Annotated in this window: 11 protein-coding genes; 4 read left to right on the forward strand and 7 right to left on the reverse strand. The window is 63.6% G+C overall.

Annotated features, from left to right (window positions below; all coding sequences use genetic code 11):
• Nucleotides 1-24: 24 nt before the first annotated feature.
• The 5 genes from ACODSK_RS26280 to ACODSK_RS26300 are packed head-to-tail and all read right to left on the reverse strand — an operon-like array spanning nt 25 to nt 3865.
• Entirely contained in the window at nt 25-855 is an 831-nt protein-coding gene (locus tag ACODSK_RS26280; RefSeq protein WP_489020094.1) for a DUF2797 domain-containing protein, read from the reverse strand.
• Complete coding sequence (locus ACODSK_RS26285; RefSeq protein WP_489020096.1) at nt 852-1112, reverse strand: YeaC family protein; 261 nt, start codon at nt 1110-1112, stop codon at nt 852-854. Before ACODSK_RS26285 ends, ACODSK_RS26280 begins: the two co-directional genes overlap by 4 nt.
• Before the next feature lie 13 nt (nt 1113-1125).
• Nucleotides 1126-2007 carry a rhomboid family intramembrane serine protease gene (locus ACODSK_RS26290; protein WP_489020098.1) on the reverse strand — a complete coding sequence of 294 codons (882 nt, stop codon included), beginning with the start codon at nt 2005-2007 and terminating at the stop codon, nt 1126-1128.
• Nucleotides 2004-2978, reverse strand: coding sequence for a metallophosphoesterase (locus ACODSK_RS26295; protein ID WP_489020116.1), 975 nt, complete (start codon nt 2976-2978; stop codon nt 2004-2006). The genes ACODSK_RS26290 and ACODSK_RS26295 overlap by 4 nt, the downstream gene beginning before the upstream one ends.
• A complete protein-coding gene (locus tag ACODSK_RS26300) occupies nt 2975-3865 on the reverse strand; it encodes an NAD(+) kinase (RefSeq protein WP_330077717.1) in 891 nt (296 codons plus the stop codon). The genes ACODSK_RS26295 and ACODSK_RS26300 overlap by 4 nt, the downstream gene beginning before the upstream one ends.
• 115 nt (nt 3866-3980) lie before the next feature.
• Between ACODSK_RS26300 and ACODSK_RS26305 the strand changes: the two genes are divergently transcribed.
• Nucleotides 3981-4961 carry a DUF1853 family protein gene (locus ACODSK_RS26305; protein WP_489020100.1) on the forward strand — a complete coding sequence of 327 codons (981 nt, stop codon included), beginning with the start codon at nt 3981-3983 and terminating at the stop codon, nt 4959-4961.
• Between the two features lie 30 nt (nt 4962-4991).
• Here the strand turns inward: ACODSK_RS26305 and ACODSK_RS26310 are convergent, their stop codons facing one another.
• Complete coding sequence (locus ACODSK_RS26310) at nt 4992-5405, reverse strand: hypothetical protein (protein WP_489020102.1); 414 nt, start codon at nt 5403-5405, stop codon at nt 4992-4994.
• Between the two features lie 118 nt (nt 5406-5523).
• On the opposite strand from ACODSK_RS26310, the gene ACODSK_RS26315 reads away from it, so the two are divergent.
• The gene (locus tag ACODSK_RS26315; RefSeq protein ID WP_489020104.1) at nt 5524-6072 is read left to right on the forward strand and encodes a cytochrome b; all 549 of its coding nucleotides are present in this window, start codon (nt 5524-5526) and stop codon (nt 6070-6072) included.
• Here ACODSK_RS26315 and ACODSK_RS26320 read toward each other — a convergent pair.
• Nucleotides 6069-6959, reverse strand: coding sequence for a 1-aminocyclopropane-1-carboxylate deaminase/D-cysteine desulfhydrase (locus tag ACODSK_RS26320; RefSeq protein ID WP_489020106.1), 891 nt, complete (start codon nt 6957-6959; stop codon nt 6069-6071). The two genes, ACODSK_RS26315 and ACODSK_RS26320, sit on opposite strands and share 4 nt — an antisense overlap.
• A gap of 256 nt (nt 6960-7215) precedes the next feature.
• On the opposite strand from ACODSK_RS26320, the gene ACODSK_RS26325 reads away from it, so the two are divergent.
• Entirely contained in the window at nt 7216-10422 is a 3207-nt protein-coding gene (locus ACODSK_RS26325) for a T6SS effector BTH_I2691 family protein (protein ID WP_489020108.1), read from the forward strand.
• Nucleotides 10419-10833 (forward strand): DUF6708 domain-containing protein (locus ACODSK_RS26330; RefSeq protein ID WP_489020110.1); only part of this gene is annotated, 415 nt, incomplete at its 3' end. The genes ACODSK_RS26325 and ACODSK_RS26330, both read left to right, overlap by 4 nt.

Genomic DNA, 10833 nt, shown 5'->3' on the forward strand with positions numbered 1-10833 from the left:
TCACAGCATTGCTAATTCACGGCGTTACTGATGCACGGCCAACTGGTAGGCCGTGTACTTGCGAATGTTGATCACGCCGGTATCGAAGATCAGGTACTGGCCCTTGATCCCCAGCAGCGTGCCTTCGGCCACCGGGTTCTTGTCCAGGTTGAAGCTGACGATCTTGCTCGGGTAGGCCTCGACCGGATAGCGGATTTCCAGGGGCTGGCCATCGGTCAGCGGCTGGATCGCCTGCAGGCCGAAGCGCTCCTGGAGGATGTTGATGCCCTCGGCGCAGCTGCCGAACAACTGGTCGCGCACGGCCACCAGGTCCACCGCCTCGGCGTCGCCCTTGAGCAGCGCGCGCCAGTTGGTGCGGTCGGCCACCTGGCTGCGCAGCAGGTCTTCGACCAGGCCGGATTGCTGGCGGGTGGCAACCCGCAGGATCGGCAGGGCCTGGCTGGCGCCCTGGTCGAGCCAGCGGGTCGGCAGCTGGCTGGCACGGGTGATGCCGACCTTGACCCCCGACGAGTTGGCCAGGTAGACCACGTGGTCGGTCATGCAGAACTGCTCGCCCCAGGACGGCTCGCGGCAGGTGCCGGCGTCGTAGTGACACTTCTCCGGGCTCATGATGCACACGTCGCACTGGGCCAGTTTGGTCATGCACGGGTAGCAGTAGCCCTGGCTGAAGCTGGTCTTGGTGCGCTTGCCGCAATGGCTGCAATGGATGGCGCCCAGGTATTCGAGACGCACGGTCTGGCCGATCATCGGGTTGACCGGCACTTCGACCTCATCCAGGCGGAAAGCGTATTGCACGACCGGCGTCTCGAGACGCGCGGCCATCTTGCGAATGGAACCACGGCCGACTTCGATCAATGGATCGCATCCGACTTGAACAGGATGTTCGGCACGGTCTTGGACTGCGAAGCGCATTCCTGCGGGCCCATGTAGCCGGTGCGCTGGTCTTCCGGGAGGTTCTGCATCTCCCAGGCGATCACTGCCTGCAGGGACAGTTCGCGCTGCTCGCTGGTGAGCTTGCGGCCGTCGGCCCATTTACCGATTTCCACGGCCAGCTTGAGGCTCTCGTAGATTTCCGGGGTGATGTTTTCGATCATTTGCGCAAAAGTGGACATAGCGTCTCCCAAATCAAGCCGTCAGTTTACGCCGGGCCAGCGCCCCGCCCAAGAGCCCGCTCAGGCATCCGACCAACAGACCGCCGACATGGGCGGCGTTGGCGATCTGGCCGAAGCCGAGCAGGCTGACCACACCGGACAGGCACAGCAGCAGCCAGACCAGCATCATCACCAGCACGCCGCGCGGCATGCGATAGACCGGCGCCGGCGCCAGCCATTGATACAGCCAGATATGCCCGAGCAAGGCGTACAGCACGCCGGACAACCCGCCAAACAGGCCCGGGCCGCCAAACAGGTACTGCGCAGCGTTGGACACCAGGCCGAACACCAGGCTCAGGCCGAGCATCATCCAGACGCCCTGGCGCGCTTCGATGCGCCGCCCCAGCTCCCAGAACCACATGCCGTTCATGGCCAGGTGGAGGATGCCGAAGTGAATCAGCATCGGGCTGAACAGGCGCCACCACTGGCCGGCCTGCAAGCTGGCCTCCAGCGGCATGAAGTAGATGTAATCGCCCTGCACGCGGAAATCGACGAAGGTCAGCCAGCGCAGGGTGGAAAGGTTGTCGCCCAGGCCAGTCAGGCCGGCGACGATCAGGCACAGCAGCAATACCCCGGCAGTGGCCTTGCTGGTGCGCATCTGCTCGGCGAAACCGGGGCGGGCCGCTTGCGCCGGGGGCGGGGTATCCAGCAGCGGCTGCACTTCGCCGTGGGGATCGCCGTCGGGATAGCGCTGGTACAACTCGCTGACCTGTCCCGCCAGGGTCTCGGCGACCCAAAGCACCTGCTCGCCGGCTTCCTCGGTGACCCGATGCGGCACCTGCAGGCGCCGCAACAACTGGACGAAGCCACTCAGGTCGGCATCCAGCGGCTGGCGCAGGATCGGCACCACATTCATTGACTGGCCTCCGGCCGTTCCACGTCGACCCAGACGAACTTGCGCGGGTCGATCCGGGTTTCGTCATCAAGCCGGTACGCCACCAGCTTGCCGTACAACACGGCACTGTAGTCCAGGCAGGCGAGGTTGGCGCGGATCGGCGTCGGTTTGCCGCTGCGCCAGTAATGCCCGACGAACAGCAGCGGCTCGTCCTCGGCATAGCGCAGCAGGGCGTTTTTCTGGGTACGGGACAAAGGCGCGCTGGCCACCGCCTCCGGTAGCGCGTCGGGCTGGAACACGATATCGCCGTAGGTCTGCGGGTCCTCCTCCCAGAACTTGGTGCGGAAGAAGGCCCGGGTCAGGCCGTCGCCGCCGGTCAGGGTCAGGCCGTCCGGCAGGCGCATGTCGGTGCCGCGCAGCAGGCGGTTGCAGGCCAGGTGGGCGAAGCTGTCGGGCTCGGCCGAAGCCTGCACGAAGGCCGGGTCGATACGCCCGTCCGGATAATGCTGGCGCAGCGTGGCGATCACCTGGGCATCCCAGCAGGCATGCACCAGGCGGAAGCGCCCGGCATCGACGAACAGCGGCAACTGGTAGAACCAGCCGAGGAAGTCATGCCAGTCGCCGGGATGCTGCTCGAACTGGGTCAGGGTCTCGTCGATCAGCCGCGCATGGCGTGGCGTGTGCTCGCGGACGAAGGCCTTGCCGCTGCCGGGCGCGGCCGGGGTGGTCCAGCCGAGGGCGTTGTACTCGTGGTTGCCCATGATGCAGTGCGCCTGGCCGGCTTCCACCATGTCATGGACGATATGCAGGGCCTCGCGAATGCGCGGGCCGCGGTCGATGATGTCGCCAAGGAACAGCGCCTGACGCTGGGCGTGCCGCCACACCCCGCCCTGGCGCTTGTAGCCGAGGGCGTCGAGCAGGCGTTCGAGGGTCAGGGCACATCCGTGTACATCGCCGATCAGGTCGAAACTGCGCGCGGGATCGAGCATCAGTCGCCTCCACCACCCAGGCGGCTGCCCCAGCCGAGCTTGGTCCGGCAGACCTCGTAGTAGTTGTGGTCCAGCGGATGGATCAGGCGCAGCTTCTGCGGCTTCTTGTTCACCGTGATGGTGTCGCCGGGGGCGCAGGTGAAGTGGTTCTGGCCGTCACAGGAGACCTGCGGGTAGATGGTCATGTCCTGGGACACGACGATCTTCAGTTCGCTGTTGCCGTCGACCACGATCGGCCGTCCGGACAGGGTATGCGGGTACATCGGCACGATGACGATGGCATCCAGCTTGGGGTGCATGATCGGCCCGCCGGCGGACAGGGCATAGGCGGTGGAGCCGGTCGGGGTGGCGACGATCAGGCCGTCGGCCTTCTGGCTGCAGACGAACTGGCCGTCGATGTAGATCTCGAATTCGATCATCCGGGTCGACTTGCCCGGGTGCAGGACCACGTCGTTGAGGGCATCGCCCTGGCCGATGGCCTCGCCGTGGCGGCGCACTTCGGCCTGGAGCAGGAAGCGGTTTTCCACCAGGTAATGGCCGTCGAGCACTTCGGCGACCTTCACTTCCAGTTCGTCGGGGCGGATATCGGTGAGGAAGCCCAGGCTGCCGCGGTTGATCCCCAGTACCGGGATGTTGTGCCGGGCCAGGGCGCGGGCGGCGCCGAGCAGGCTGCCGTCACCGCCAACCACGATGACCAGGTCGCAGACTTCGCCCAGCAGCTTGCGCGAGGAGGTCTGCAGGCCATGGCCAGGCAGGACTTCGGCGATGGTGTCTTCGAGGATGACGTGAAGATGCCGTTCCAGCAGGAATTTTTTCAGTCGGCGGATGGTATCGAGTACCTGGGAGCTGCCGAGGCGGCCGATGATACCGATATTGCGAAATTGCTCCATGGGGTTCCTGCTTGGGCTAACGAGGTTCAAAAGGCGCACGGTCAAAGGCCCGATTATGGGCCAGTGCCCCGGCCTGCGGCAAACGGCGCCCTATAAACAAGGCTATGCTCGCTGGATGAACCCCTTCGCCGACCTTCACGCCCTGCCCCGCCATCTGCGCCAGCCCGCGGTCCGCGACCTGGCCTGGGCGCTGCTGTCGCCGCCGTTGCTGGCACAGGCGCCGTGGCCACAGCGGCATCCGTTGAGCGGCAGCGGCTGGGTGGACGATCCGGATGCCCTGCGCGACTGGTTGCTGAAGCTGGAGCATGACCCGGCCCTGTTGCTCGATTGGCTGTCGCGCTCGGCCAGCCGGCGTCTCGGCATCTATTACGAGCGGCTCTGGCAGTTCGCCCTGCAACAGGCCCCCGGCGTCGAACTGCTGGCGGCCAACCTGCCGATCCGCCAGGGCGGGCACACCCTCGGCGAGCTGGACGTGCTCCTGCGCGACCGCGAGGGCGTGCATCACCTGGAGCTGGCGATCAAGTTCTATCTCGGCCCGGAACACGGCGACGGCGTCGACCCGGCGCACTGGCTCGGACCCGGTTGCCACGACCGCCTGGGCCACAAGCTGGCCCACCTGGCCGAACACCAATTGCCCATCTCGGCCCGCCCGGAAAGCCGCGAGGCCCTGGCCGGACTGAGGCTCGACCGGGTCCAGGCGCGACTCTGGCTCGGCGGCTATCTGTTCTACCCCTGGCACGTCCACGCCGACGCCCCCCAGGGCGCACACCCCGGCCACCTGCGCGGACGCTGGCTGCACCAGCGCGACTGGCCCGCCTTCCACGCCGCCCATGGCGACGGTCGTTGGCAATTGCTGCCGCGCCAGGCCTGGCTCGGACCGGCGCGGGTTGCCAGCAGTGCTGTGTGGACACCAACGCAGTTGCAGGACTGGCTGGCCGCTCTCGATCCGCAGGCCCAGGCGCAACTGATGGTGCGCCTGGAGCCGGGCGCGGATGGCGACTGGCAGGAAGCGCAGCGCGCCTTCCTGGTTGCCGACAGCTGGCCGCACCTGGCGGAAAATCTGCCCGCCAACTTGACCCATCCGCCTCGACATTAATCTTGCTGGTCTGTGTTGATCTTGCGGACCTCATCGCTGGCAAAGCCAGCTCCCACAGGGCCCGCGTCGAGCACAGAGACTGTGGCTGGCCCAGAACCTTGTGGGAGTTGGCTTGCCGACGATAAGGCCATCCGCCTCGACATCGATCTTGCTGGACTGTGTTGTTCTTGCGGGCCTCATCGCTGGCAAGGCCAGTTCCCACAGGGTCAGCGTCGAGCACAGATGCTCCGGCTGGCCCAGAACCCTGTGGGAGTCGGCGTTGCCGACGATGAGGCCATCAGCCTCGACATCGATCTTGCTGGTCTGTGTTGTTCTTGCGGGCCTCATCGCTGGCAAGACCAGTTCCCACAGGGTCAGCGTCGAGCACAGATGCTCCGGCTGGCCCAGAACATTGTGGGAGTCGGCATTGCCGACGATGAGGCCAGCAGTCACAACATCAATCACCAAGCTTTACCCGGGCTTTTTTCCGCAATCCCTCCTCCGTAACAGCACTCGGCTATCTACCCTGTAGAGACAGCGCCAGCAAGAGCGCCCAATCCGTGACCTGACGAGGAAGTACCCGATGAGCCTGACCAATACCCGGGAGCGCTACGGCAGCCTGTCCGTGACCTTGCACTGGCTGATGCTGGTGTTGCTGGCGGCGGTGTACGCCTGCATGGAGTTTCGCGGCATCTTTCCCAAGGACAGCCCGGAGCGGGAGCTGATGAAGACCCTGCACTTCATGCTCGGCCTGAGCGTGTTCCTGCTGGTCTGGCTACGCCTGTTCCTCAAGCTGACCCGACCGACCCCGCGCATCGTCCCTGCTCCACCGGGCTGGCAGATCGGCCTCTCGCACCTGGTGCATTGGGCCCTGTATGCCCTGATGATCGGCCTGCCGCTGGCCGGCTGGGTGATCCTCAGCGCCGCCGACAAACCGATCCCCTTCTACGGCTTCGAACTGCCGGCGCTGGTGCAGCCGGACAAGGAACTGGCGCGAACGGTCAAGGGCTGGCACGAATGGTTCGCCAGCCTCGGCTACTGGCTGATCGGCCTGCATGCCGTGGCCGGGCTGTACCACCACTATGTGCGCAAGGACAACACCCTGCTGCGGATGCTGCCGGGCAAGGATTAAAGGCCGGAAAAGCCGCGGCGGCCCTGGAGGCCGCCGGTATGCACGAAGATCAGCCGGGTGCCTCGGGCGAAGCACCCGGCGTTTTCTTTCAGGGCCATCAGCGCCTTGCCGGTGTACAGCGGCTCCAGCGGCACGCCGGATTCCCGTTCGCAGTGCTCGATGAAGGTCAGCAGTTCCGCGTCCACCTTGGCAAAGCCGCCGCGACAGGCGTCGTGCAGGTGATAGCCGGTCAAGGCCGATAGATTCTCTTCCACGCCATACCCCCTGGGTACCGCCAGCGCGCCATGCACCGGATGGGCACCCGCACCCGCACCCGCTTCCGCCTGCACCAACCCGGCCACGGTAGTGCCGGTTCCTGCGGCCAGCCACCAGGCGTCGTAATGGCCCCAACTGATAGTGGAAAGTTGCGCCCGGGCCTGCTCGACAATCAGCCCGCAGCCCTTGGCCCCCTCCGCGCCACCACCACCCTCGGGCACGCAGTGCCAGCCGGGGTAGCGTTGCTGCCACGGCGTCCAGAAACCGGGCTGGTTGCGCGCGCGGTAACCGCCATAGCCGAGCCAGTGCAACTGCATGCCGAAGGCTTCGAGATCGCGGGTGGTCGGGGTGTCCTGCGGCTCGCCGCGCAGCAGGCCGGCGGTGGCAAAACCGAAACGCTGGCCGGCAGCGGCCAGGGCGTGGAGGTGATTGGAGTGATTGCCGCCGAGGCTGATGATGCCCGGCGCCTGGTTGCGCTGGGCGATGCGCAGGTGTTCGAGAAGCTTGAACCACTTGTTGCCACTGACCAGCGGGTCGATCAGGTCGAGACGCAGGATCGCGGCGTCGATACCGGACTCGTGGAGCCAGGACAGGGACAGGCGTTGCAGGGGGGCTTGGGGGAGATTGAGCATGCTGCCGATTCTACAGACACCAACGACCTCTAAGGTCAATCCATGCTGAAAGTTAAGGAATTTCAGTGGGTTGCTTAGGAATTTTCCTATATCTCAGGCCGCTGTTCGCCATGCAGGCTTTCCCCGGAATCGTTTCCAGGGAAATCCCCAGGGTCAGCGGCCAGTCAACAGATGGCCCTGCACCTTGGTGAGCCTTTATCCAAATGCGCTCCGACGCTGAATCCGGTGGTCGGAATATCGTTGCAGGGACTCTCGCATGACTTTCAACATCAACTTCAAGCCCGAGCTCAACCTCGAGGCGGCCACCGAGCAACTCGACCCGGTCCCTCTCGAACGCTGCATGACCTGCCAGCGCTGGGGCCTGCCTATCCTGCCGCTGCGCGCTGCCTATGCTCCGGAGCCCTGGCAAACCCAGGCGCTGCCGGTGTCCCGTGACTCCGAGGTCACGGCCGTACGCATGGTGCCCGACCAGCCGCGCATCCTGCGCCGCGGCTTCCTCTATGTCCTGCTCGACCGCAAGTACTGGCAGGCCTACCAGATCACCCCCGAAGGCGCCTTGCGTCAGTTCCCGGCGCTCCAGATCCCGCGTGAGGAACCGGTGCCCTTGAGCAAGCTCTGCGTCCAGCAGGACCATGACATTCCCGCCGCTTTCCTCAATATCAACACCCACAGGTACTCCACTGCCTGGCTGGCCATTGCCAACGACCCCTGGCCCAAAGAGGTGCTGCGTGCCTACAAGCAGGGCGGCGTGGTCGACGGCATGAACCTCGACGAACGCTTCTACAAGCTCGACCTCAAGGTCGCCCGCGAAGACCCGGCCAGCGTCGGCATCGCCATGACCGAAAACGACCTGCAGTTGCAGCAGGTGCTTGAATATTCTTATTCCATGGCTGGCGATTTCCGCAGCGTGCACGGCTTCTACCCACGCAATGACCGGCTGCGTGCCATGGCCGGGCATGTGCGTGCCGTGACCAAGGAATACCAGTTGCCCAAGGGCGTGCTGGCCCTGGTCCTGCCCGATCCCCTCGGCATGGTCCAGGAGTTGAATGCCCAGCGGGTGCTGCGCTATCAGGCCATGCAGGAATGGATTGCCGAACCGGAACGGTGTTTCAAGCACTTCACCTCCCAGACGTTGCTTGGTGTTCGTCAGTTCCAGGTCAGTACAGCGCGTGCCCGTGCGATCGAGGAGGCCAAGACAGCAGTCAAGAATCGGGAGAACTACAACGCCATCGCGGAGAAGTCCCAGGGGTACCCTACCTACATGACTCCCATGCCGGCCCTCGATCTGGAGCAGGAGAAGGAGCGCCGGGGCACCGAGGCAATCACCGATGCCCGTGAACGGCTCGACGAGCGCTACAACGAAGAAGCCCGTAAAAAGTTCCAGGATCACTACGACAAGACCCTCGCGACCTGGCAGAAGACTGTCGACGACGTCGCCGAGCTCTATGCCGATCATCACGATGGCGCGGCGTTCCGGCTGGCGGCAGTCCACGACTACGACTGCCAGGTCGCTGAATCGCATGATGGCTTTGTCTGCATGTTGGCGAAGTGTCATGCCGGAGGCGTCACCGAGTCCCGCACCGCCAAGGAGTTCGGTGCAACGCGCAGCCTCTGGCTGGAGCAACTGGAAGATCAGGACAGCCTGTTCCACAAGGCCATGCGGGACCGCGACAAAACGGGGCCTGAACAATTCGCCCACGACCTGGCCGGCGACGAGCAGACCCGGGTCTTCCACGGTGGCAAGACCCTGATCGGCGGCATGAAAGCCGACGAGTTCGTGGGCAACGAGGTGAAAAAGGCTGTCGGCCAGTTGCTCGGCGCTGCCGCCACCGCCAGTAATGCCCTCGGAGAACATCTTTCGGAAAAGAGCAGAACCCTGCTGTTGGAACTGCACCGGAAGATCTGGCTGCGCTACTACGGCGTCCAGACCACCCGGATCACCATATCCCTCAAGCTGGGCGAGTACCTCACGCTGCTCAACAAAGTGCTCTACGAGGGTGTCGAGCGGTATGCCACCAAGGTCGACCAGCAATTCCGCAAGCCGGCCGAGCGCAAGGTACGGACCATGCTGCTGAACAACTACTTTGCCCCGGCACTGGCCAGCAGCCACGCCAAGCTGATCGATGTCGTCGTATGGACGACGGAAAGCGTCGAAAGCCTCAAAGCTCGCCTGGGCAAACTGGGAAGCGGTCTCGGCGATGGCCTCGGCGATGCCCTGCGCAGCGTCAGCATCGACAGCCCTGCCCTCAAGGCCGGCATGAAGGACCTGGCGCACCACCTCAGCCTCAGTGCCGAGGACGCCCGCCTGCTGGCCGACGACTCGATGCGCCGCATGCGCAATCCCATGAGTTTCAACGCCACCGGTGTGCTCAATCTGGGGATGTCCGTGGGCAGCCTGTACTTCCAGCACGATGCGCTGCGCAGAAGCCACAAAAACATGCTTACGGCGGTTGGCGACGAGCATGACGAAGCGGTGATGGCGGTGGTGTCGGCTTCGGTCGGGGTGATGGGGGCGGGGGTCGAGATCGTTGGTGGGGTTATTCAGACGTTGCGGCCGGATTTGGAGGTTGCGGTTCGCTCTGCTGGCGGGGTAGTGCAGGTTGGATTGGGAAGCCGGATTCTGCAATTCGGTGGGGCGATTGTGTCTGCGGCGACTGCGGTGGAGGGGTTGCAGTATGCGTTGGCAGCGGGGCGGACTGGAGAAGTTGGTGATGAAGCGGCAAGTGATGTTTACAAGGGGGCGGCTATTACATCTGCAGTTTCCGCAGGGGCTGGGATAGTGGGTTCTGTTTGGGGGACAAGCATGCTTCTCGTTCCGCTCGCCCTCGCTGTTCTTCTTGGCTTTATTGCTTTTGGACTTGCAGTGTTGGCGAAAAGATTAGAGTCGCAGCCCCTGGAGTTCTGGGCACGACATTCGCTCTGGGGGCTGCCCGTCGAGCATCGACGCTGGCTGGAATCGCACGAAATGGATGCAGCCATCGGCGCGTTGAATGCGGCGCTGTTGGGCTTGGACGCGGACCTTGACGTGACCTATATCGTGCACAGACCTACTCCTGAGTTCACGGCGGACGGCGGAACCCTCAAATACAGAATTGTTCTCCCAGGGTACTCCGCCGACGCGTCACGTTATGAATGGGCGCTGAGGACTTACCGGCCAGGTGACTCCTCGGGGGTCATCATCGCCGGGGGACGTTACGGTGGAACGGATGAAACGCCATCCGCTCCGGTTTCAGTGGCAGAACTGGACGGCGAGCTTCAAAAGTCGGTTCCGATCATTCATCACGATACGGAGTCAAAAACAGTCACGATCTGGAGGGAGATTGCCTATTGGGGAACCCCTAATTTCCATGCAGTGAAGCTTGAGGTTGCGTATTGGCCAGACAAAAGCGATGAATCCGGCGTAGCCCGGCTGACTGTGGTTGAAGACAAGTTTTCTAAGCGGGTGAAGGCGTCTACCTTATGAAAAAGCCTGAACTTGTTCCGCCCTGCTCTGGCTGGCAGGAAGATCTGCCTCGTCCGGACGAAATAGTCACTGTGATTCCTGCTCTTGGATTTGACACACCCAATCATCAGGATGAGATCTATTTGGAGTTGCCGCGAGCGGCAGCGCTTATCAGAGGCTTGCTGATCTGGTTTGCAATAATCATAAGTCTCATGGTTGCTGACTTGTTGTGGAGTTACTTTTCCAGTGCACGAGCACTGTGGCGTGAAGAGTCGTTAATACTCGGCTCTGTCGTTCTCGTCGGTATTTGGTCGATTCTAATTTTCTGGAAGCTCGATGTAGCTTCTCCCAGAGATCTACCCCTACGTTTCAACCGCGCCCGCCAACGCCTCTACGCCTACAACTTCAAATTCCGCTGGTGGAACCCCTTCG

The sequence above is a fragment of the Pseudomonas sp. FG98 genome, from assembly GCF_057808595.1.

Bases quoted from the DNA above. Each gene is read 5' to 3' on its own strand.
- ACODSK_RS26285 (WP_489020096.1), bottom strand. From the start codon at position 1,112: ATGTCCACTTTTGCGCAAATGATCGAAAACATCACCCCGGAAATCTAC.
- ACODSK_RS26290 (WP_489020098.1), bottom strand. From the start codon at position 2,007: ATGAATGTGGTGCCGATCCTGCGCCAGCCGCTGGATGCCGACCTGAGT.
- ACODSK_RS26300 (WP_330077717.1), bottom strand. From the start codon at position 3,865: ATGGAGCAATTTCGCAATATCGGTATCATCGGCCGCCTCGGCAGCTCC.
- ACODSK_RS26305 (WP_489020100.1), top strand. From the start codon at position 3,981: ATGAACCCCTTCGCCGACCTTCACGCCCTGCCCCGCCATCTGCGCCAG.
- ACODSK_RS26315 (WP_489020104.1), top strand. From the start codon at position 5,524: ATGAGCCTGACCAATACCCGGGAGCGCTACGGCAGCCTGTCCGTGACC.
- ACODSK_RS26320 (WP_489020106.1), bottom strand. From the start codon at position 6,959: ATGCTCAATCTCCCCCAAGCCCCCCTGCAACGCCTGTCCCTGTCCTGG.
- ACODSK_RS26325 (WP_489020108.1), top strand. From the start codon at position 7,216: ATGACTTTCAACATCAACTTCAAGCCCGAGCTCAACCTCGAGGCGGCC.